Genomic DNA, 21,540 nt, shown 5'->3' on the forward strand with positions numbered 1-21,540 from the left:
CATCACATATATTTGTCAACAGAAAAAATCATCCTATTTTATTGACAATTTTTCTTTTTTTGTTATAATGTGTTACAAAATGATGATTATTTAAACGTTTAAAAATAAAATATGAGTTATAATTCCTAAATTTTAAGCGAATTCAGGCTAATCATCTATTATAAAGAACGAAGGAGTCAGACCTATTTGAAATTAAGTGAACGGCAAAAGAAAATTGTAGAAATTGTAAAAGAACACCAGCCACTCAGCGGTGAGAAAATCTCTGAATTACTCGATATTTCTCGGGCGACCCTGCGCTCGGATCTGTCTTTTCTGACCTTGGTTGGTATTTTGAAGGCTACGCCTAAAGTTGGTTACACATATTCGGGCTCAGATTTAGAGACGCTTTTCTTTTTCGATACCTTTCGAAAGGAAGTGGCAGAGATTATGACATCTCCTGTTTTGGTATCGCATGATTCCTTTATTCAAGATGCCATTATTACCCTATTTATGTATGATTCGGATGTTCTCTATGTCATTGATGAGCATAAGCTGCTCTTGGGGATTTTGTCGCGTAAGGACTTGCTGCGGGCTTCGCTCAATACTAACATTGACAGCACGCCTGTAGCGGTCTGCATGACCCGAATGCCCCATATCAAAACTTGCTACAAGGATATGAATATTTTGGAAGCGGCAGCAGTTTTGCAGGATTTTGCGATTGATTCACTGCCGGTAGTGGATAAGGATAATGAGCGTAAAATTTTAGGAACTGTGACCAAGTCAGCCCTGCTGGATTATATTATTCAAGAGGCCAGAAGTGCTGAGGTTAATAGATAAGAGGAATGAACATGAAGAAAGAAATTATTGTTTACAGCATTTCGGATTCTTTGGGGGGGACTTCGCAGAAGCTGTTGTCTGCAGTGACAGCCCAGTACCCAGATATTATTTTTAATAACAGCTATCGTTTCCCATTTATCAACAAGGAAGAAGAATTGCTGGAAATTCTGCGTGATGCCATCAAGGATGATGCCCTTGTCATCAGTACACTGGTTGATGGCAGCTTGGCAGCAGCTGCTAGGGAGTTCAGTCAGGCCAATGGCCTTGCTTATCTGGATTTGATGCATCCATTTTTTGAGATTATCAGAGAAAAGACAGGCACCAGTCCTATAGAGGTGCCGGGTACTCTGCACCGGCTGGACACTGAGTATTTTAATAAAATTTCCGCTATTGAGTTTGCTGTCAAATACGACGACGGCAAGGCGCCGCAAGGATTTTTAGATTCAGACTTGGTCCTCCTGGGCGTCTCACGTACTTCTAAAACACCCCTCAGTATTTATCTGGCTAATAAAGGCTACAAGGTTTCCAACTTGCCTTTGATTCCAGAAGTCCCTCTGCCTCAGGTATTGGATAAGGTTGATCCGGAGCGGATTATCGGCCTTTTATGTGAGCCGGAAAAACTGTCTAAGATACGCAGTAATCGCTTGAATTCTCTGGGATTGACCCAGTCAACCAGCTATACAGATCTGGAAAAGATATACGAAGAACTAGACTACTCAAAAGAAGTCTTTAAAAAGTATCGGGCTCATGTCATCAATATCACGGATAAATCAATTGAGGAGACGGCTTTCTTGATTGAAGACCATTTGAAGAAATTGAGATAAGAGAGAAGATTGCAAAAAGCGGTTATAGAGTGAGGGCTGAAGATGGAGCAATATAAGCGTATTTTACTGAAAGAATTTGACAGTCGGCAGAAGGTCATTACAGAGCTGACCAACCTAGAGGCAATTTTGAACTTACCCAAAGGAACGGAGCTGTATATCAGTGACATTCACGGGGAGTTTGCTGCTTTTGACTATATTTTGAGAAGCTGTGCAGGTATCCTCAATGAGAAGATTAATGATTGTTTTGGGGATAGCTTGTCAGAAGCTCATAAGGATCGGCTGTCAGCGCTGGTTTCCTATCCTGAGCTAGTGCTGGGGGAAGAAACTAAAGGCCAAGACTGGTATCAGGAAACCATTCCTCAGCTATTGAATTTGCTGGCTTTTGCAGGTGCAAAATACAGTCGTTCCAAGGTCAGAAAGGCTTTGCCGCCCCAGTATGCCTATATTATCGAGGAGTTGCTCTATAGTGACAGGGCTTTGGCTGATAAAAAGTCCTATTTTGAGAATATCCTGACTTATGTGATTGAATTGCGGGAAGCTGTGCCTTTTATTCTAGGCTTGGCCCGAAGTATTCGGCAGTTGCTGATTGACCATCTTCATGTGGTTGGAGATATTTTTGACAGAGGAGCTGGCAGTGCTCAGGTCATGGATGAACTGCAGCATTTTCACTCGCTCGATATTCAGTGGGGCAATCACGACATTATCTGGATGGGAGCCTTTTTTGGCTCCAAGGCCTGCTTGCTCAATGTGCTGCGTATCGCAGCTCGCTATGGCTATCTCTGGGATATCGAGAAAGATTATGGTTTAAACCTGCGCTCCTTGACACTTTTTGCGGACAAGACTTACCAGTCTAATCCTAAGTTTAGGCCTATTCTAGGCGGTAGAGAGCAGGAGTTTTCAGATGAGGAAATTCTGCAGCTGGAAAAGGTTCACCAAGCTTTAGCGATTATCCAGTTCAAGCTGGAAAATCAACTCATCAAACGACGGCCTGAATTCCAGATGCAGGACCATGTGATGCTGGACAAGATTGATTATTGGGAAGAAAGTGTTACGATTGACGATACCAAGCATGCCCTGGTTAATACCTGCTTCCAAACTATCAATCCTGAAAATCCGTCAGCCTTGACACCTGAAGAAAATCAAGCAGTAGAGAGTATGCTGGCCTCATTCCAAAGTTCGCTTAAGATGGCTGAGCATATGAGCCTTCTGATGAACAAGGGCTCTATGTATAAGATTTACAACCAGCACTTGCTTTTTCACGGCTGCATTCCTCTGGAGCCGTCAGGAGAATTCCAGCCTTTCATTCTCAATCAAGCCCATTATGCGGGCAAGGAATTGCTGGATTTCTTTGAGTATCATATTCGGCAGGCGGCCAAGGACAAGGAAGTGGGCGATGATTTGTCGACTGATTTGATTTGGTATTGCTGGAAAGGTAAGCTTTCTCCTCTGTTTGGCAAAGAAAAGATGACTACCTTGGAGCGCTATTTCATTGAAGATAAGGAGACCCACAAGGAAGTGGAAAATTCTTATTTTTCTTATCGTAATTCTGAGAAAGTCTGCCAGCTGATTTTGGAAGAATTTGGCCTCTTTTCTCAAGAGTCTAGAATGGTCAATGGTCATACTCCGGTTAAGACAGGCAAGGGAGAGTCACCTATCCGTGGGGGCGGTCTGCTCTTTGTCATTGATGGTGGCCTCTGCAAGGCCTATCAGAAGAAGACTGGAACGGCTGGCTATTCACTGCTCAATAATTCCTATGGCTTCCAGCTAGTGACGCATCAGCCTTTCCAAAACGCTCAAAAGGTTGTGGAATCACCCTTTGCTCAAACCTCCCTGAAAAAGGTGATTGAAAATGTAGAGGAACGAACCCTCATCAAATCTACTACCATTGGTCAGAGTTTGTTAGCTCAACAACAGGAACTCTTTGGCTTGCTGCATGAGTTTTATGACCGGTGATGTTTAGCCCTAAGTTCTAACAGAATTTAGGGCTTTTTCTTTCTTGTTCCAGTTTCTCTTTCATGTTACAATAGGAGTATTGAAATTTAGAGGAAAGAACATGATTTATTTAGATAATTCAGCGACGACCAAGCCTTATCCTGAGGCTTTGGCTGCTTACACAGAAGTAGCTTCTAAAATCTGGGGAAATCCATCCAGTCTGCACAGTTTAGGCAGTCAGGCAACCCGTCTTTTAGAAGCTTCTCGCCGGCAAATAGCAGAGCTTTTAGGCAAGTCTTCTTCGGAGATTTTTTTTACGTCTGGAGGGACAGAAGGGGACAATTGGGTGCTTAAGGGAGTTGCTTTTGAAAAAGTTCCTTTTGGCAAACATATCATCGTATCCAACATTGAACATCCAGCGGTTAAAGAATCAGCCCTCTGGTTGCAGAGTCAAGGCTTTGAAATAGATTTTGCGCCAGTGGACAAGGCAGGTTTTGTTGATGTAGACAAGCTAGCGGAGATGATTCGACCAGACACTACTCTGGTCTCCATCATGGCTGTCAATAATGAAATCGGCAGTATTCAGCCCATTCAGAAAATATCCGAACTGCTAGCAGATAAGCCGACCATTTCCTTTCATGTGGACGCTGTACAGGCTATTACGAAAATTCCAACAGGGGCTTATCTGACAGAGCGTGTGGATTTTGCGACATTTTCCAGTCATAAATTTCACGGTCTTCGGGGGGTAGGCTTTGTCTATATCAAGTCTGGCAAGAAAATCAGTCCCCTCTTGACTGGTGGCGGCCAGGAGTCGGATAAGCGCTCAACGACGGAGAATTTAGCTGGCATTGCAGCGACGGCCAAGGCACTGCGTTTGTCCATGGAAAAGCAAGAATCATTTGCCCAGCGGACGACTCAAATGAAGAAGATTCTTCTTGAAGAACTGCAGAAGTATCCAGATGTGATGATTTTCTCAGGGCTGGAAGACTTTGCGCCTCATATACTGACCTTTGGTATTAAGGGAGTGCGGGGTGAAGTTGTCGTCCATGCGTTTGAAGACTACGAGATCTATATCTCGACTACCAGTGCTTGCTCTTCCAAGGCTGGAAAGCCGGCGGGAACGCTAATCGCTATGGGCGTCGAAAAGTCTCTCGCTCAAACTGCTGTTCGCATCAGTTTGGATCTTGACAACGATATGAGCCAGATGGAGCAGTTTTTGACGACTTTTAAAATTATTTACGAAAAAACCAGAAAAGTAAGGTAAACAATGCAATATTCAGAAATTATGGTGCGCTACGGCGAGCTCTCAACCAAAGGGAAGAACCGCATGCGCTTTATCAACAAACTTAAACGCAATATTCAGGCTGTCTTGTCAGTCTATCCGCAGGTCCATGTCAAGGCTGACCGTGACCGGACCCATGTTTATCTGCACGGTACAGACTATCAGCCAGTCGCTGAGTCACTCAAGCAGATCTTCGGGATTCAGAATTTCTCGCCATCTTATAAAATCGAAAAATCTGTACCAGCCCTAATCGAAGCTGTCCAAACCATCATGAAGGAAGTCTATCAAGAGGGCATGACCTTTAAGATTTCCAGCAAGCGCAGTGACCACAGCTTTGAATTGGATAGCCGCGAGCTTAACCAGACACTTGGTGATGCTGTTTTTGAGGCTATTCCAAACGTTCAGGTCAAGATGAAAGCGCCTGATATTGAGCTTCGTGTCGAGATCCGTGAAGAAGCGGCCTATATCTCTTACGAGACGATTCGTGGTGCTGGAGGCCTGCCAGTCGGGACTTCAGGAAAAGGAATGCTTATGTTGTCAGGTGGGATTGACTCACCGGTGGCTGGCTATCTGGCTCTCAAGCGAGGTGTAGATATAGAGGCGGTTCACTTTGCCAGTCCGCCTTACACCAGTCCAGGTGCGTTGAAAAAAGCTCAGGATTTGACTCGAAAACTGACCAAGTTTGGCGGCAATATCCAGTTTATCGAAGTGCCTTTTACAGAAATTCAAGAGGAAATCAAGGCCAAGGCTCCAGAAGCCTACCTCATGACACTGACACGTCGCTTTATGATGCGCATTACAGACCGGATTCGAGAGGATCGAGGCGGTCAAGTCATTATCAACGGAGAAAGTCTAGGTCAGGTGGCAAGTCAAACGATCGAGAGTATGCAGGCTATCAACGCAGTGACCAATACACCGGTTATCCGTCCTGTTGTGACGATGGACAAGCTAGAAATTATTGAGATTGCAGAAAAAATTGATACTTTCCAAATCTCTATCCAGCCATTTGAAGATTGTTGTACTATTTTTGCACCAGATCGACCTAAAACCAATCCAAAAATCAAGAATGCTGAGAAGTACGAAACTTACCTAGATGTTGAAGGCTTGGTTGAGCGCGCTGTTGCAGGCATTATGATTACAGAAATCACACCAGAAGCTGAGACCGACGAAGTTGATGAGCTGATTGAGGAGCTCTTGTAAAAGCTAGAGAAGGTGACGTTTATGCTTGCTGTTTTTCTCTTAATTCCTTTTCTGCTGATTCGTTTTCCTTTATTAAGTCATTTTGGCAAAAATGCTTTGTCACGCGCAGCTTATTTTGCACCAGTCCAAGGAAAGGAAAAGATAGCTTATATAATTTATCAATTGAGCAATCTAGCCGTGTTCATAACTCCTTTTTTGCTTGAAATTAAGTTTGATTGGTCTGTTTTCTTTTATGTTGGTATGACTATCTACCTGCTTGGTTTGGCTTTGTGTGCTATCAGTATGAGAGATTTCGCTAGACCAGATGCAAACGGCATGAATACAAAGGGTCTTTATCGCTATTCCCGTAATCCCATGTATGTAGCTTACTTTGTTTGTTTTTTAGGAATAGCTTTTTTGACTAAGTCAATGATTTTCTTTCTGGTTTTATTCATTTTTCAGACTTCGGCCCACTGGATTATCCTCTCCGAGGAGCGCTGGTGTCTTGAAAAATTCGGAAAGTCTTACCAAGACTATCAAGATAGGGTGCGGCGTTATATTTAGAAATTTTTTATCTAATCATTATTTAACAAGGAGGTTAGCGGATAACTGAGATTGTCTTTGTTCATTAGCAGACAAAATCTAAAGATAATCCTTGAAAATCCGTTTTCATGAGATGAAAAAGCTTGCTAAAGAGCGGTAGAAGTGCTATACTTATAGAGTTGACTATGCACATTCCTGTGCAACCGCACGAACATCGTTGCTCGTCGTATAACAAATTTAAACTTCGTCATTATCGCCTTGCCTAACACAAGTTATGCCTTCGGCTCAATTCCTAGTTTATTCTTTGTTATACTTAGAGCTCTTCTCTTAAGTGGTTCGTCCCACGATGCTAGGCGAGTCTTCACAAAATCCGGGGAAACCCCAAAAAATCATAGGAGGTGCATAATGAGCACATACGCAATCATTAAAACTGGCGGAAAACAAGTTAAAGTTGAAGTTGGTCAAGCAATCTACGTTGAAAAGTTGAACGCTGAAGCTGGTCAAGACGTTACTTTTGACGAAGTTGTTCTTGTTGGTGGTGAAAACACTGTTGTAGGAACTCCGCTTGTTGCTGGAGCTTCTGTTGTCGGAACTGTTGAAAAACAAGGCAAGCAAAAGAAGGTTGTTACTTTCAAGTACAAACCTAAAAAAGGCAGCCATCGTAAACAAGGTCACCGTCAACCATATACAAAAGTTGTCATCAACGCTATCAACGCTTAATTTTAAGGAGATTAAATGATACAAGCAGTCTTTGAAAGAGCCGAAGATGGCGAACTGAGGCGTGCAGAAATCACAGGTCACGCCGCGAGTGGTGAATACGGCTTTGATGTCGTGTGTGCGTCCGTTTCGACGCTCGCCATTAATTTTGTCAATTCAGTTGAGAAATTCGCAGGCTACGAACCAAACTTAGAATTAAACGAAATAGAAGGCGGTTATCTGAAGGTTGAAATTCCTCAGGATATACCGTCGCACCAAAGAGAAATGACTCAGCTTTTCTTTGAATCATTTTTCCTAGGAATGGCAAACTTATCGGAGAACTCATCTGAGTTCGTCCAAACCAGAGTTATCACAGAAAACTAACACGGAGGAAAAACATTATGTTGAAAATGAATCTTGCTAACTTGCAACTATTCGCCCACAAAAAAGGTGGAGGTTCCACATCTAACGGACGTGATTCACAAGCGAAACGTCTGGGAGCTAAAGCAGCTGACGGTCAAACCGTAACTGGTGGTTCTATTCTTTACCGTCAACGCGGCACTCACATCCATGCAGGTGTCAACGTTGGACGCGGTGGAGACGATACTTTGTTTGCAAAGGTTGAAGGCGTAGTACGCTTTGAACGCAAAGGACGCGATAAGAAACAAGTTTCTGTTTACCCAATCGCTAAATAATTAATAAGAAATCCCCATGCTCGGGTATTGAGCATGGGGATTTCTTATTAGAGACAGCATGATAAAGCATTTGTTTAATGATTCATGATGATGCTCATCAATTTTAGCATACAAACTCTGATAATATTCTAAAATTTTAATTTTTAGACTAATAAATATCTGAAATCGCTTGCAGTTCCTATTTTTTTATGTTATTCTATATAAAATAGATGCAATCATGTTTCTAAATCTAAAAAGATAAGGAGAAATTATGGAAAAAGAATCATTTAAACTTCCAGGCTTTTCATTGTACAAATTGAAAGTTGGATTAGCATCAGCAACTCTTCTATTTGCCTTTTCACAAGCTTCGCATGTTTTTGCAGACCAGGTTGGGACACCACCTTCAAGCGGTATAGCAAAAACTGAAGCAGTAAGCTCTCCGATTGAAGCTGCTGGTGCTGAAATTGCTGCTGATACGACGAAACCTGTTGTTGAAGAATCTACAGCGAAACCATGAGATTTGATCGATGTCTCAAAAAATGTTTCACCTGTTGATGTCAAAGAAAGTCAAGAAGGCAATCAAACAGTCCGTGTAGAAACGGCAACCGTTGATGTTACAAAGACAGAAGTGGCTCCGGAAAAGGTTGATAAGGCGCCAGAGCCAATAACTAGACGTACTGAAAATACTTTATCTGGCACAGATGAAAATGGGAATCCCTATACGCAGTATGAGCGAGTAGATAAGACTACAACCATCGCCTACACCTCAACGCCACCAACTGTGACAAAAGCAGGTTCAGCTGATATTGTCTTTGTTGTCGACCGTTCAGGATCCATGGGTGGCACAATTGATATTGTTCGTGCAAATATTAATGAATTTGTGCGAAATATTACTAAAGAGGGGATTACAGCACGTTTTGGCTTGGCAACATTTAGTGATGAAGTCTACGGCCGTAATTCTGGCAGCAAAGATGAAGATACGGTTCTAACACGTTTTGGGTCATCTTATTTTACAACTGATCCGGCTGAGCTCGAAAAAGCGTTGGCTGCAATTCGTATAGCGAGTGGAGGAGATACTCCAGAAACACCAACTCCTGCCCTGAACCAGATTATTTCAACCTATGATTGGTCTAAGTCATCTAAAAATAAGAAATTCGTCGTTTTATTGACAGATGCTGAAATGAAAGAAGATCCTTCAATTCCGACAGTTGCTGATACACTTGCGGCTCTAAAAGCTGCTGGTATAGAAAGAACTGTAGCGACGGTAAAAGCGATTGAGGGAATTTACAAAAATTTTGCAACAGAAGGCAGAGTGCTTGATATCGAAAATAACTTAGCTGATGCTCTGACAAAGGGAACCACTTCATGGATTGTTGAAAGTGTCAATGAAGCTCGTTACTATAAGATCATAAAAGATAGTTATCAATTCTATCTTGAGCGTCGTACTACAATGCCTACATCTACCGTCTACCATGTTCAGGCACCAACACTTTTGGCTAAATCAGAACAGTCTCTTCCTAAAACAGGAAGTAGCGAAAAGGCAGTCTATAGTGTTGTGGGGCTTGGTTTGCTTCTGGCTGGATTGGGACTAGGTATTAGTGTAAGAAAATCAAAAGAACAATAACCATCTGCTTATAAAAAATGAATTTTCTATTTGAGTGATTTTGAATAAAATAAATACCAGAAACGAAGACATACGTCCTCATTTCTGGTATTTTTCGTTATGGTGTAACTTCTTCATCTTTTATATTAACAACGCCATACCAATTTGCATAATAGGTCTTTCCGTTGTAGTTGACAATAGATTGCCTATAAAGTTCACCGTACTCACCAAAGTAATAATAGTACTTGCCAATCTTATAAAGTCCGTTTTTATAAGGTGTTCCATCTTCTCCAAAGTAATAAGTGTATTCAGAGTAACTAACAAATCTGTTTTTAACCATTTCTCCGTAAGAATCAAAGAAGTATTGCTTGCCGTCTACACTGTAAAGATTGATGACCCTTCGTCCTTTTTCGTCAAAATAATAGACCTTACCTGTTGGGCTAGTATAGAAAGAGTTTTTTAGATTCGTCGGAATTTGTTCTCCTGGATCATCCCGAACTTCGTATATAGATCTAATAGGATCAAGTGCATAGTATTTACCCTTGTAAAGAACGATTCTATTTCTAATCCTTTCACCAGTTTCTTCATCAATAGAGCTAGGAAGGTCACGCTTAGGAGCTTCCGGAACCTTGATAGGTCCTGGATCATCAAAGATAGTAGGGTCGTCCTCAATATCTGGTACACTAGGATCGTAAATACCAACTTCACGTCTAGAAACCCAGTCAGGGATTGACTTGTTCTCCGCTCGAACTGTTCCAGTGGAAATCAAAGCAGCGGCTAAAGTCGCAGCAGAAGCCAGGGAAAGCCCCAGCCAGTAGCGGCGGTTGAGCATTACTTTAGTCTTCTTTTCTTGTCTCATAGCAAATCCTTTCTATGCAACTGTTAGCACAAGATAAAAGAATCTTGTTTTTAACAGTTAGGTTATGTTATTTCTATAAAATTATACCTCTGTAACATTTCTATAATATTGTAATACTATTTCATTTTTATAGAGATTGTATTACTAATTGGTGATAAAAACAAACAATCATTAGATAATATGTAAACGTTTACAAACATCGTTTTTTGTGCTATTATTATAGGGATGAAAGGAGAATGCCTATGATGAAAAGGTATAAATTGCTATTGGCGCTTGCCTTATCATTACTAGTTTTTTGGCCATTGGGAGCCATAAAAGCAGATTCGGTTAATCAGCCGCCAGAATCTGCTAACCAGTCTGAACAAGCAAGTGCAGCAGTTGTAACGGACTCTTCTGATAGTGTTGCAGGGGCTAGTGGCACGACAAGTCAGGATAGTCAAATTGCCGCAAAAGCCTTGCCAGTCTCTGATGCTTCGGAAGTTGCAGGTACTGAGACGGTTGCTTCAACCCAAGAAGCCAATACTGGTAATTTGGCAGAAGATTCTGCCAAACCAGCGACCGCTCAGTCTGCAGAAGTTTCCTCAGATGCCAATCAGGCGCAAGGTCAAGCGGCGACTGATGCACCGTCTGCTTCTAAGAGAGTGCGGGAGCTTGTGGCGGATATGACGCTTCGTCAGAAGATTACCCAGATGCTGATGCCAGACTTCAGAAAATGGCAGCAAGAGGGTCAAGCCGCCCAGTCCGATATGACGGAGCTTAATAAAGAAGTGGCAGAAGCGGTTGATAAATACGACTTTGGCGGAGTTATTCTTTTTGCTGAGAATGTGAAAGGAACTGCTCAAACCTTAGCCTTGACGCAGGCCCTGCAGCAAGCTGCTATCAGTAACCAAGCTAATAATGGCAAGTTGCCGCTCTTGCTCGCTATTGACCAAGAAGGTGGTATTGTCTATCGCTTGGGCAGTGGGACTGCTCTTCCTGGCAACATGGCAGTTGGCGCGACGCGAGATCCAGAATTAGCCAATCAAGCAGGTCAAATCATCGGACGGGAACTATCGGCTCTAGGTTTGAATGTCAACTTTGCCCCAGTATTTGATACAAATAATAATCCGCAGAATCCCGTTATTGGTTTGCGGTCCTTCTCTTCTGATCCTAAGGTGGTTGCCCGTTTGGGAACGGCTATGATGGAGGGGATTCAGAAATACAATGTTGCAGTAGCGGCTAAGCATTTCCCTGGGCATGGTGATACGGCGGTAGATTCTCATACTGGTCTGCCTCTGGTAGATAAGTCCTATGCAGAGTTAGAAGCACTGGAGTTGCTTCCTTTCAAGGCTGCCATTGACAAAAACGCTGATATGCTGATGACAGCCCATATTCAGTATCCTCAGATTGAAAAAGACACGGTTATATCTAAACAAACTGGGGAAACCATCTATATCCCTGCTACCTTGTCTGATGACATTATTACCGGCATTGTTCGCAAGAAATTTGGCTACAAGGGAGTGGTGGTATCTGATGCTATGGGCATGGATGCAATTGCCAAAAACTTCGGAGAATCTGAAGCGGCTATCATGGCTATCAAATCAGGTGTAGATGTGGTGCTGATGCCAACCGTCTTACGCAGCAAGAGTGATTTAGCTAAAATCGATAAGATTATCAACGATATTGAACAGGCAGTTCAGAGAGGCGATATTCCAGTCAGCAGATTGGATGAGTCAGTGACTCGCATCTTGAATCTAAAAGAAAAACGAGGTATTTTAGACTTTGACCCATCTGAACGTACCCAAGCTAAGGCTGAAGTAACTGTTGGCTCAGAGTTAAACAGAGATACTGAACGAAAAATCGCTGCTAGTGCAGTGACCGTAGTTAAAAACGATGATACTGTTCTGCCTTTTAAGGTCAAATCTGGTGACAGGATTTTGCTGTTAGCTGCTTATGACGATGAAGTGCCTGGACTAGAGCTGGGTGTCAAGCGTCTGATAGCGGACGGAGTGATTCCAGCAGGTGTCACATATGAAGCGCTAAACTACAGCAAAACAACCAAGTTAGAAGATTTGAAAGGGAAGATTGACCAAGCAACTCACCTAGTCTTGATTTCTGAAATTGGGCGTCAATCTCAACTAGCCAGCGATTTCTGGCTGACAAGAGTTCCGACAGAAGTTGTGGGCTATGCAAATGAAACTGGAAAACAAGCAGCTATCATGAGCATTTCTAAACCTTATGATGTAGCGAATTATCCTAATGCCAAGGCTATTGTAGCAGTTTATGGAAACAAGGGTATGGATCCAACTGAGTCTTTGAAGCCGGACAATGCCTTCGGCCCTAATATCCCAGCTGGTGTGGAAGTCATTTTCAATGGTCAAAATCATGTTGGGAAGTTACCAGTAAATGTGCCGAGTATCAAGGATGGTATCATGTCCGAGACAGAGGTAGCCTATCCTATCGGGCATGGTCTCTTTTATACAGATCCGGTTAAGGATATCAAAGTCAATATCCCTGCATCTGCTCAGCTAGATCAGCCTTTTACAGCTACGGTTACCCTGAGTGAATTAAACGGTCTAGAGAAAAATGACTACCGTCTTGCCCTTAAGATTGATAGTCAGCATTTCAACATCCTGCCAAGTCCTGACTATACCATCTCTGGCGATACTGTTCTGATTTCTAAAAAAGCCAATGATTCCAATCCGGTTGAGATCAGCTTGAAAGGTTTAGTAGAGGGTCAGTTCAGTCCGGTACTTTCTCTGACCTTGATTGACAGTCAAGATAGAGAATTCAGCATGGGAGAAGGTTATTACAAGGAGCTTGTTCAGATTGCTGCAGCTGGGCAGAACACGATTCCAGGCCAACAAACTCCTCCTCAGTTGAGTTTGCGTTCTGTTGAACCTGTAAGTTCTCGTCAGCAACTAAGTCAGCAGGCTGCACAGGTAAGCCAGCTTCCCAAAACAGGAGACAGCAGCAGTTTGTTCTTAGTCTTGCTGGGTGCTTTGTTCTTGTTTGGAGCTGTCTATCTATATGACTTGTCTTCTCGCAGACTATAATCAATAAAAGAATGAGCGAGCAGTGTTGAAGAGCTCACAGTTCTAATCATTCTTGATAAAATAACAAAAAGGAAGAATCCAAAGCAAGTTTGCAGTAAAAGCGGATTCTTCTTTTTTACTTGGAATTTTGTAGGAATGCTGCAGCAGAGAGCTTTGCGAGTTTTCTAAAAATACGTAGGCTTGAATATTTTACTCAACTGTCATCGGTTTACTATTTACTTTTTATACGTTTTTTGGTATAATAGTTCATGTTATAAAATGTAACATCAAAGGAGGTTCTATCCATGAAAGCATCAAAGTGGCTGATTGCGACTGGAGTTGCACTGAGTGCCGGGCTATTGCTAACGGCTTGTAGCCAGTCTTCATCTAGCACAAATAATTATACTTACGTTTATAGTTCAGACCCTGACAGCTTGAACTATCTTGCTACAAACCGTGCAACGACAAATGATGTCATTTCCAACCTGGTCGATGGACTTTTTGAAAATGACGAGTACGGAAATCTGGTTCCCTCTATCGCGAAGTCATGGACAGTTTCTAAGGACGGTCTGACCTATACTTATAAGCTGCGTGATGATGCTAAATGGTACACATCCGATGGTGAAGAATATGCAGAAGTAAAAGCTCAGGACTTTGTGACTGGCTTGAAGTATGCAGCGGATGAAAATTCTGAAGCTATTTATCTAGTTCAGGACTCTGTGAAGGGCTTGGATGCTTATATCAAGGGTGAAGATAAGAATTTTGACAATGTTGGTGTCAAAGCTATTGATGACCATACCCTGCAATACACTTTGGCCCGTCCGGAGCCTTACTGGAACTCTAAAACGACCAGTACGATTCTTTTCCCAGTCAATGAAGAGTTTCTGAAAGCAGAAGGAAGCAATTTTGGCTCTGTCAAGCCATCTAGCATCCTCTATAATGGTCCTTACTTGCTCAAGTCTCTGACTTCCAAGTCTGTGATGGAATTTGTCAAGAACCAAAACTACTATGACAAAGACAATGTGACTCTGGATAGCATCAAGCTGACTTATTACGATGGAAATGATCAGGAAGCGCTGATTCGTAACTTTAGCGATGGCGTCTACAGTACTGCTCGTCTCTATCCGAATAGCTCTGGCTTTGCTTCAGTCAAGAAGAAATATGCTGACAATATCGTGTACAGCCCGCAGGATTCTACTTCTTATTACTATAATTTCAACTATAACCGTCAGTCTTACAATCATACTTCTAAAACAACAGACGCTCAAAAATCTGCTACTAACGAAGCAATCATGAACAAAGACTTCCGTCAGGCTATCAACTTTGCCTTTGACCGTACATCTTATGGTGCGCAAGGAAATGGTGAAGACGGAGCGACTAAGGTCTTGAGAAATACCTTAGTGCCGCCTACTTTTGTCCAAATTGGCGACAAGGACTTTGGAACCGTTGTTGGGGAAAAATTAGTCAACTATGGCAGCCAATGGCAAGGAATTGACCTCTCTGACGCTCAAGATCCTTACTACAATCCTGAAAAAGCTAAGGCGAAATTTGCAGAAGCGAAGCAGGCCTTGCAGGCTAAGGGAGTTGAATTCCCAATTCACTTAGATATGCCTGTGGATCAGTCTAGCACTATTGGAGTTCAATGGGCTAGCTCAACCAAGCAGTCTATCGAATCGGCTCTTGGAGCAGAAAATGTCGTCATTGATCTGCAAAAGATGAGCACAGACGATCTTAATAACATCACCTATTTTGCTAACTCTGCTGCTCAAAAAGACTATGATATGTCTACTGGTGGTTGGACCGGTGACTACCAAGACCCATCTACCTACTTAGATACTCTCAATATCAAGAACGGCGGAAGCTTGCAAAACTTTGGTTTTGAACCAGGTCAAGACAATGATAAGATTAAAGAGCTTGGCTTGGATACATATACTAAGATGCTGGAAGAAGCCAATGCTGAAACCAACGATGTGCAGCTGCGTTATGAAAAGTATGCAGAAGCGGAAGCTTGGTTGCTAGATAGCGGCTTGATTATTCCGACTGTTTCACAAGGAGCAACACCGTCTGTTACTAAATCAGTGCCATTTACAAAGGCCTACTCACCAGTTGGTGTCAAAGGTTCAGCTTACAACTTCAAGCTGACTCAGCTTCAGAAGGATGTTGTAACGACCAAAGAATATGAAGCTGCTAAGAAAAAATGGAAAGAAGAAGCTACTGCGGCAAATAAAAAAGCCCAGGAAGAACTTGCTGACCACGTTGAAAAATAAAAAACGGTTAACTTAGCGACATTGGGGCTGGATTTTTCCAGCCTCTTTTTGAATGACTTGACTAAGGTTTTTGTAGTAAAATAGAAAGAAATACTGGAAGGAAGTGAAAGAGATGAAAGTAAGAATTTATAGTGCATTACCTGAGAAAGAAAAGCAGGTATTATTTGAATTAGTTCAAGAGTGTAATAAGGTAGATGGAGGCTATAGACTGCCCTATCTGGATAATAATTATAATGCAGATCCTGAAATGCCAGCCTTCTTTTTGGCTGAGATGGATGGCCGAACCGTCGGCTTTTTATCTGTCTACGCGGATGAACCTGGCCAAGCAGAGGTTTCTCTCTATGTTCTGCCGGCGTATCGCCGTCAGGGTGTGGCTAATCAACTCCTAGCTGATTTTGCCAAGGTAGCTGATCAGTATGATTTGACCGAGATTGAGTATGTAGCGGAGCTGGCTTTTTTGAACGATCAACCTGACTTTGCTAGGAGATTTGATTACCAAGAGGATGAAGCGGAAATCTGGCTGGCACAGCCTGCTCAAGCTTTTCCTCTAGAAGAAAGAGAAGGGATTGAGGTTTTGCAGGGGAGTTTGGACTTGGCTGAAGAGATTGCAGCCTTTCAGTCCCAAGTCTTTGAGACACCGCTAGATGTTGCCTTGAAATACGCCAGAGAAGCCGTTAGCAGTGGTTCCAGTCTGCTTTATATCTTGAAGAAAGATGGTAGAGTTGTAGCTTCTGTGTCGGTTGATACGGATTTTGGGACTAATTATTTATTCGGTTTGGCGGTTAATCAAGATTTTCAAGGTCAGGGGCTAGGAAGCTATCTCTTGCTTGCAAGTATGCAGGATTTAAATGAGCGCAATGGACAGGAGTTTCAGATTGTAGTAGAAAAGCAGAACACCCGAGCTTCGAAACTCTATAAAAAGCTAGGCTTCAAAGAGATGACAGAGGTTGTTTATCTAAAAGAAAAATAGCAAATTTGTCTCAGATTGCTCATTAACTTAAAAAGAGAAACTGGCTTCTTACAGCTGGTTTCTTTTGTTCTGCCTTTGTTTATGGTATAATGAGACGATATGTAAAGAAGGAAAATGTTATGAATATTCAACAATTGCGTTATGTGGTCGCCATTGCTAATAGTGGGACTTTTCGAGAAGCTGCGGAAAAAATGTATGTCAGCCAGCCTAGTCTGTCTATCTCTGTCCGTGATCTGGAAAAAGAGCTGGGTTTCAAGATTTTTCGACGGACCAGCAGCGGGACTTTTCTGACTCGCCGAGGAATGGAGTTTTATGAAAAGGCTCAAGACTTGGTCAAGGGTTTTGATGTCTTTCAAAATCAATATGCCAATCCCGAGGAGGAGCGTGATGAGTTCTCAATTGCCAGTCAGCACTATGATTTTTTGCCGCCTTTGATTACTCAATTTTCTCAGACCTACCCTGAGTACAAGAACTTCCGGATTTTTGAGTCAACAACTGTGCAGATTCTGGATGAAGTAGCGCAAGGCCACAGTGAAATCGGCATTATCTACCTTAATAATCAGAATACCAAGGGCATTATGCAGCGGGTGGAAAAGCTAGGCTTGGAAGTAATTGAGCTGATTCCTTTTCAGACCCATATTTACCTGCGGGAAGATCATCCTCTGACTCAGAAGAAGGAGTTGGTCATGGAAGATTTGGCTGCCTTGCCGACTGTTCGCTTTACCCAGGAAAAGGACGAATATCTCTATTATTCAGAGAATTTTGTCGATACCAGTGCCAGCTCACAGATGTTCAATGTGACGGACCGTGCAACTTTGAATGGGATTTTGGAGCGTACCGATGCCTATGCGACTGGATCTGGCTTTTTAGACAGTAACAGTGTGAACGGTATTACTGTCATCAAGCTTCGCGACAACTTGGACAACCACATGGTCTATGTCAAGCGTGAAGATGTGGAGTTGACCCAGGTCGGAGAAGACTTTGTATCAGTTATGAAAGAGTATTTTGCACAGAAAAAATAAAGTATGAAAAGAAAAATTATTATTCCGTTTGCTGTCTTGGTTCTTATTGTTGTGGATCAGCTGGTTAAGTTGTATATTGTCAGCGATTTTAAGCTGGGACAGGTCAAGAGTTTCATTCCTCATCTGGTGAGTCTGACCTATCTTCAGAATACCGGCGCAGCCTTCTCCATGCTGGAAAATCAGCAATGGCTCTTTAGTTTGGTAACGTTCCTGGTTATTGGCGGAGCGGTTTACTACCTCGTCAAGCACCTCCACGCCTCAAAGTGGGTGTTGGCTGGGCTGACCTTGGTGATTGCTGGTGGTTTGGGAAACTTTATTGACCGGATACGTCAAGGTTTTGTCGTGGATATGTTTCAGTTAGATTTTATTAATTTTGCTATTTTCAATGTAGCGGATATGTATCTGACCTTTGGTGTAGCTATTTTACTGCTGATGATTTTGAAGGAAGAAAAAGATGGAAGTAAGAATTGAGGCTTCAGTAGTTGGTCAGCGATTGGACAAGGCGGTTGCAGAGCTGACGGACCTATCGCGGAGTTTGGCTAATGAGCAGATCAAGGACGGCAGGATTTTGGTCAATGGACAAGCCAAAAAAGCCAAATACGCTGTCAAAGAAGGCGACGTCATCTCTTATGAGCTGCCTGAGCCAGAAGTGGTTGAGTATGTAGCTGAAGATATTCCGCTAGAAATCGTCTATCAAGATGAGGATGTGGCAGTCGTCAATAAACCGCAGGGAATGGTGGTTCATCCTTCTGCGGGCCATACCAGCAGTACGCTAGTCAACGCCCTTATGTACCACATCCAAGACCTGTCTGGCATCAACGGGGTCCTCCGTCCGGGGATTGTCCATCGGATTGATAAGGACACTTCAGGGCTTCTCATGATTGCAAAAAATGACCAAGCCCATGTGGCTCTAGCTGATGAACTCAAGGATAAGAAATCCCTACGCAAGTATTGGGCTATTGTTCATGGGAATTTGCCTAATGATCGTGGGGTGATTGAGGCTCCGATTGGCCGCAGTGAAAAAGACCGCAAGAAGCAGGCTGTGACGGCTAAAGGCAAGCCAGCTCTGACGCGTTTCCAAGTCTTGGAACGTTTTGGTGACTATAGCTTGGTTGAGCTTCAGCTGGAAACAGGCCGAACCCATCAGATTCGCGTCCATATGGCCTATATCGGACACCCTGTAGCTGGTGATGAGGTCTACGGACCTCGTAAAACTCTGAAAGGACATGGCCAATTTCTGCACGCGCGAACACTGGGCTTCACACATCCTCGAACTGGTGAAGTGCTAGAATTTACAGCTGAAGTGCCAGTTATTTTCCAAGAAACCTTGGAAAAATTGCGACAAGGATAGCAAGTCCATTCATTATTAAAATACAAATTTTCCTCTGACCGCTTTAACCGCGGTCGTTTTTATTTTCCGTAAATCGTGGTATAATAAGACAATCTAGCAGTGAAGGAAAAGGAAATGAAAGCAAAGCGAATCGTATTTAAGGTGGGGACTTCGTCATTGACTAACGCAGATGGCAGTCTGTCACGCGCCAAGGTAAAGGAAATCACTCGGCAGTTGGCTCTCTTGCATGAGGCAGGACATGAGTTAATCTTGGTCTCATCAGGAGCTATTGCGGCAGGTTTTTCTTCTCTAGGCTTTAAAAAGCGACCGACCAAGGTGGCGGATAAACAGGCTTCAGCTGCGGTTGGACAGGGTTTGCTTTTGGAGGAATATACAACCAATCTTCTTTTGAAACAAATCATTTCTGCTCAGATTCTTTTGACACAGGAGGATTTTGCAGATAAGCGGCGATATAAGAATGCTCATCAAGCCTTATCTGTCTTGCTGAATCGTGGCGCTATTCCTATCATCAATGAAAATGACTCGGTGGCTATTGAGGAGCTCAAGGTTGGGGATAATGATACACTGAGTGCTCAGGTGGCAGCCATGGTTCAGGCGGACATCTTGGTGCTTTTGACAGATGTAGATGGACTCTACACGGCCAATCCCTCTACCAATCCAGATGCCCGCCGGCTTGAAAAGATTGAGAAGATTAACTCTGAGCTGATTGATATGGCAGGCGGTGCAGGAACGAGCAATGGAACTGGCGGCATGCTGACAAAGATTAAAGCTGCAACGCTTGCGACCATGTCTGGTGTTCCGGTCTATATCTGCTCCTCACTCAAGACGGATGCTCTGCTTGAAGCTGCGGAGGAAACCAAGGATGGCAGTCTCTTTTTGGCTCAGGAAAAAGGTCTAAAAACGCAGAAGCAATGGCTGGCTTTCTATGCTAAAAGTCAAGGGGAAATCTATGTAGACCAAGGAGCAGCCGACGCTCTCAGAAATAATGGAAAAAGTTTGTTGGTTTCTGGTCTTGTATCTGTATCGGGTAGCTTTGCCTATCAAGATACGGTGACGGTTTATAAAGAAGGCAGTGGAGCTATTCTTGGTAAAGGGCGCGTGCGCTTTGGCAAGTCAGCTCTTAAAGATATGCTCAAGTCCAATAAACCTAAAGGTGTTGTCATTCATCGGGATGACTGGATCTCTTTGACGCCGGAGTTGAATGATTTATTTGCAGAATTTTAGAAGACGAGGAAAGGAGAAGCGATGACCTCAACACAAGCGATTTTTGAAAAGGTTCAGAAAGTTAAGAAGACGATCAATACGGCCACAACTGCCGAAAAAAACCATGCTCTAGAAGAAATGGCAAAGCAGCTCTGGCTTTCTCGTGCGGACATTTTGGCAGCTAATGAACTGGATATGGCAGCGGCTAAAGGTAAGATTTCAGATGTCATGCTGGACCGCCTTTATCTAGATGAGGAGCGGATTGCTGCCATGGCAGATGGCATTCGCCAGCTGATTGACTTGGAGGATCCTGTAGGGCAAGTCTTGGAAAGGACTGAGCTTGAGAACGGCCTCGTCATCAGTAAAAAGCGGGTGGCTATGGGCGTAATTGGGATTATCTACGAAAGTCGGCCCAATGTCACTTCAGACGCTGCGGCTCTGGCGCTAAAGAGTGGCAGTGCAGTCGTTCTCAGAAGTGGCAAGGATGCCTATCAGACAGCGCAAGCTATTGTCACAGCTTTGAAAAAAGGTTTGGCTCAGACGGAGATTTCGCCGGATTGTATCCAATTGGTTTCTGATACCAGTCGGGCTTCAGCTCAGGCAATGATGAAGGCCAAGGGCTATCTGGATTTGCTCATTCCTCGTGGTGGCGCGGGATTGATTCAGGCAGTCGTGGAGAATGCGACTGTGCCGGTTATTGAGACAGGTACTGGAATTGTCCATGTCTATGTAGATAAGGATGCTGATCAGGACAAGGCTTTGGCGATTATTGAGAATGCTAAGACCAGTCGCCCTTCTGTCTGCAATGCCATGGAAGTACTGCTGGTTCATGAAGAGATTGCAGGTGCATTTTTACCACGTTTGCAGAAGACTTTGGTGACAGATCGTGATGCTGCGCAAGAAAACCCTGTTGAATTACGCTTGGATGAGAAAGCAGGTCAGTATATCTCGGGCTCGCAAGCTAGACCAGAAGATTTTGACACCGAGTTCTTGGACTATATCTTGGCGGTCAAGTTGGTTTCCTCGCTGGAAGAAGCGGTGGAGCATATTGAAGCTCACAGCACCCATCACTCGGATGCCATTGTGACGGAGAACGATTCAGCGGCAGCTTACTTCACAGAGCAGGTGGATAGTGCTGCAGTTTATGTCAATGCTTCAACCCGTTTTACAGATGGTGGTCAATTTGGCCTTGGCTGCGAAATGGGGATTTCTACTCAAAAACTGCATGCCAGAGGCCCTATGGGGCTGAAAGAGCTGACCAGCTATAAATACGTCATCCAAGGGACTGGTCAAGTGAGGAAATAA

At 43.3% G+C, this 21,540-nt stretch carries 18 protein-coding genes, 1 pseudogene and 1 other annotated feature; of the genes and pseudogenes, 18 read left to right on the forward strand and 1 reads right to left on the reverse strand.

Translation table 11 applies throughout. The annotated features are described in order from the left end of the window. Positions 1-186: 186 nt before the first annotated feature. The 10 genes and pseudogenes from O3627_RS09780 to O3627_RS09825 all read left to right on the forward strand — a co-directional run bounded on the left by O3627_RS09780 (position 187) and on the right by O3627_RS09825 (position 9,570). On the forward strand, positions 187-816 hold the full coding sequence (locus O3627_RS09780) for a CBS domain-containing protein (protein WP_125383188.1): 630 nt from the start codon (positions 187-189) through the stop codon (positions 814-816). Between the two features lie 5 nt (positions 817-821). Next, positions 822-1,640, forward strand: coding sequence for a pyruvate, water dikinase regulatory protein (locus O3627_RS09785; RefSeq protein WP_125383189.1), 819 nt, complete (start codon positions 822-824; stop codon positions 1,638-1,640). A 42-nt stretch (positions 1,641-1,682) separates the two neighbouring features. After that, the gene (locus O3627_RS09790) at positions 1,683-3,593 is read left to right on the forward strand and encodes a fructose-1,6-bisphosphatase (RefSeq protein WP_125383190.1); all 1,911 of its coding nucleotides are present in this window, start codon (positions 1,683-1,685) and stop codon (positions 3,591-3,593) included. A 100-nt stretch (positions 3,594-3,693) separates the two neighbouring features. Further along, positions 3,694-4,836, forward strand: a complete 1,143-nt coding sequence (locus O3627_RS09795; RefSeq protein ID WP_002909860.1) for a cysteine desulfurase family protein — start codon at positions 3,694-3,696, stop codon at positions 4,834-4,836. A 3-nt stretch (positions 4,837-4,839) separates the two neighbouring features. Beyond that, complete coding sequence (thiI, locus tag O3627_RS09800; RefSeq protein WP_125378156.1) at positions 4,840-6,054, forward strand: tRNA uracil 4-sulfurtransferase ThiI; 1,215 nt, start codon at positions 4,840-4,842, stop codon at positions 6,052-6,054. Positions 6,055-6,075: 21 nt separating this feature from the next. Then, the gene (locus O3627_RS09805; RefSeq protein ID WP_125378155.1) at positions 6,076-6,597 is read left to right on the forward strand and encodes an isoprenylcysteine carboxylmethyltransferase family protein; all 522 of its coding nucleotides are present in this window, start codon (positions 6,076-6,078) and stop codon (positions 6,595-6,597) included. A gap of 170 nt (positions 6,598-6,767) precedes the next feature. Continuing rightward, positions 6,768-6,947: a sequence feature (ribosomal protein L21 leader region), on the forward strand. 34 nt (positions 6,948-6,981) lie between these two features. After that, positions 6,982-7,296 carry a 50S ribosomal protein L21 gene (rplU, locus tag O3627_RS09810; protein WP_002912338.1) on the forward strand — a complete coding sequence of 105 codons (315 nt, stop codon included), beginning with the start codon at positions 6,982-6,984 and terminating at the stop codon, positions 7,294-7,296. Positions 7,297-7,311: 15 nt separating this feature from the next. Further along, positions 7,312-7,656: a ribosomal-processing cysteine protease Prp gene (locus O3627_RS09815; RefSeq protein ID WP_125383192.1), complete on the forward strand. Its 345-nt coding sequence runs from the start codon at positions 7,312-7,314 to the stop codon at positions 7,654-7,656. Between the two features lie 17 nt (positions 7,657-7,673). Next, the gene (gene rpmA, locus O3627_RS09820) at positions 7,674-7,967 is read left to right on the forward strand and encodes a 50S ribosomal protein L27 (RefSeq protein WP_002895619.1); all 294 of its coding nucleotides are present in this window, start codon (positions 7,674-7,676) and stop codon (positions 7,965-7,967) included. Positions 7,968-8,217: 250 nt separating this feature from the next. Further along, a pseudogene (locus O3627_RS09825) lies at positions 8,218-9,570 on the forward strand (VWA domain-containing protein). 97 nt (positions 9,571-9,667) lie between these two features. Here the strand turns inward: O3627_RS09825 and O3627_RS09830 are convergent. Continuing rightward, complete coding sequence (locus O3627_RS09830) at positions 9,668-10,408, reverse strand: hypothetical protein (RefSeq protein WP_125383193.1); 741 nt, start codon at positions 10,406-10,408, stop codon at positions 9,668-9,670. 236 nt (positions 10,409-10,644) lie between these two features. On the opposite strand from O3627_RS09830, the gene O3627_RS09835 reads away from it, so the two are divergent. The 8 genes from O3627_RS09835 to O3627_RS09870 all read left to right on the forward strand — a co-directional run bounded on the left by O3627_RS09835 (position 10,645) and on the right by O3627_RS09870 (position 21,540). Beyond that, positions 10,645-13,443, forward strand: a complete 2,799-nt coding sequence (locus O3627_RS09835) for a glycoside hydrolase family 3 N-terminal domain-containing protein (RefSeq protein ID WP_185756167.1) — start codon at positions 10,645-10,647, stop codon at positions 13,441-13,443. Positions 13,444-13,727: 284 nt separating this feature from the next. Then, positions 13,728-15,689, forward strand: a complete 1,962-nt coding sequence (locus tag O3627_RS09840) for a peptide ABC transporter substrate-binding protein (RefSeq protein WP_101771300.1) — start codon at positions 13,728-13,730, stop codon at positions 15,687-15,689. 112 nt (positions 15,690-15,801) lie between these two features. Continuing rightward, positions 15,802-16,659, forward strand: a complete 858-nt coding sequence (locus O3627_RS09845) for a GNAT family N-acetyltransferase (RefSeq protein WP_185756168.1) — start codon at positions 15,802-15,804, stop codon at positions 16,657-16,659. A 119-nt stretch (positions 16,660-16,778) separates the two neighbouring features. After that, the gene (locus O3627_RS09850) at positions 16,779-17,681 is read left to right on the forward strand and encodes a LysR family transcriptional regulator (RefSeq protein ID WP_032908183.1); all 903 of its coding nucleotides are present in this window, start codon (positions 16,779-16,781) and stop codon (positions 17,679-17,681) included. A gap of 3 nt (positions 17,682-17,684) precedes the next feature. Beyond that, a complete protein-coding gene (lspA, locus tag O3627_RS09855) occupies positions 17,685-18,152 on the forward strand; it encodes a signal peptidase II (protein ID WP_268685919.1) in 468 nt (155 codons plus the stop codon). Next, positions 18,136-19,032 carry an RluA family pseudouridine synthase gene (locus O3627_RS09860; RefSeq protein ID WP_343091891.1) on the forward strand — a complete coding sequence of 299 codons (897 nt, stop codon included), beginning with the start codon at positions 18,136-18,138 and terminating at the stop codon, positions 19,030-19,032. Before lspA ends, O3627_RS09860 begins: the two co-directional genes overlap by 17 nt. A gap of 114 nt (positions 19,033-19,146) precedes the next feature. Then, the gene (gene proB, locus O3627_RS09865) at positions 19,147-20,256 is read left to right on the forward strand and encodes a glutamate 5-kinase (protein ID WP_032913572.1); all 1,110 of its coding nucleotides are present in this window, start codon (positions 19,147-19,149) and stop codon (positions 20,254-20,256) included. A gap of 21 nt (positions 20,257-20,277) precedes the next feature. After that, the gene (locus O3627_RS09870; RefSeq protein ID WP_002904420.1) at positions 20,278-21,540 is read left to right on the forward strand and encodes a glutamate-5-semialdehyde dehydrogenase; all 1,263 of its coding nucleotides are present in this window, start codon (positions 20,278-20,280) and stop codon (positions 21,538-21,540) included.

The sequence above is a fragment of the Streptococcus sp. 27098_8_82 genome, assembly GCF_041431615.1.
Taxonomy (GTDB): Bacteria; Bacillota; Bacilli; order Lactobacillales; family Streptococcaceae; genus Streptococcus; species Streptococcus sanguinis_K.

What these genes read in the sequence shown, in the direction of transcription:
- O3627_RS09785 (WP_125383189.1), top strand. Translation starts at nt 822, where the DNA reads ATGAACATGAAGAAAGAAATTATTGTTTACAGCATTTCGGATTCTTTG.
- O3627_RS09790 (WP_125383190.1), top strand. Translation starts at nt 1,683, where the DNA reads ATGGAGCAATATAAGCGTATTTTACTGAAAGAATTTGACAGTCGGCAG.
- O3627_RS09795 (WP_002909860.1), top strand. Translation starts at nt 3,694, where the DNA reads ATGATTTATTTAGATAATTCAGCGACGACCAAGCCTTATCCTGAGGCT.
- thiI (WP_125378156.1), top strand. Translation starts at nt 4,840, where the DNA reads ATGCAATATTCAGAAATTATGGTGCGCTACGGCGAGCTCTCAACCAAA.
- O3627_RS09805 (WP_125378155.1), top strand. Translation starts at nt 6,076, where the DNA reads ATGCTTGCTGTTTTTCTCTTAATTCCTTTTCTGCTGATTCGTTTTCCT.
- rplU (WP_002912338.1), top strand. Translation starts at nt 6,982, where the DNA reads ATGAGCACATACGCAATCATTAAAACTGGCGGAAAACAAGTTAAAGTT.
- O3627_RS09815 (WP_125383192.1), top strand. Translation starts at nt 7,312, where the DNA reads ATGATACAAGCAGTCTTTGAAAGAGCCGAAGATGGCGAACTGAGGCGT.
- rpmA (WP_002895619.1), top strand. Translation starts at nt 7,674, where the DNA reads ATGTTGAAAATGAATCTTGCTAACTTGCAACTATTCGCCCACAAAAAA.
- O3627_RS09830 (WP_125383193.1), bottom strand. Translation starts at nt 10,408, where the DNA reads ATGAGACAAGAAAAGAAGACTAAAGTAATGCTCAACCGCCGCTACTGG.
- O3627_RS09835 (WP_185756167.1), top strand. Translation starts at nt 10,645, where the DNA reads ATGCCTATGATGAAAAGGTATAAATTGCTATTGGCGCTTGCCTTATCA.
- O3627_RS09840 (WP_101771300.1), top strand. Translation starts at nt 13,728, where the DNA reads ATGAAAGCATCAAAGTGGCTGATTGCGACTGGAGTTGCACTGAGTGCC.
- O3627_RS09845 (WP_185756168.1), top strand. Translation starts at nt 15,802, where the DNA reads ATGAAAGTAAGAATTTATAGTGCATTACCTGAGAAAGAAAAGCAGGTA.
- O3627_RS09850 (WP_032908183.1), top strand. Translation starts at nt 16,779, where the DNA reads ATGAATATTCAACAATTGCGTTATGTGGTCGCCATTGCTAATAGTGGG.
- lspA (WP_268685919.1), top strand. Translation starts at nt 17,685, where the DNA reads ATGAAAAGAAAAATTATTATTCCGTTTGCTGTCTTGGTTCTTATTGTT.
- O3627_RS09860 (WP_343091891.1), top strand. Translation starts at nt 18,136, where the DNA reads ATGGAAGTAAGAATTGAGGCTTCAGTAGTTGGTCAGCGATTGGACAAG.
- proB (WP_032913572.1), top strand. Translation starts at nt 19,147, where the DNA reads ATGAAAGCAAAGCGAATCGTATTTAAGGTGGGGACTTCGTCATTGACT.
- O3627_RS09870 (WP_002904420.1), top strand. Translation starts at nt 20,278, where the DNA reads ATGACCTCAACACAAGCGATTTTTGAAAAGGTTCAGAAAGTTAAGAAG.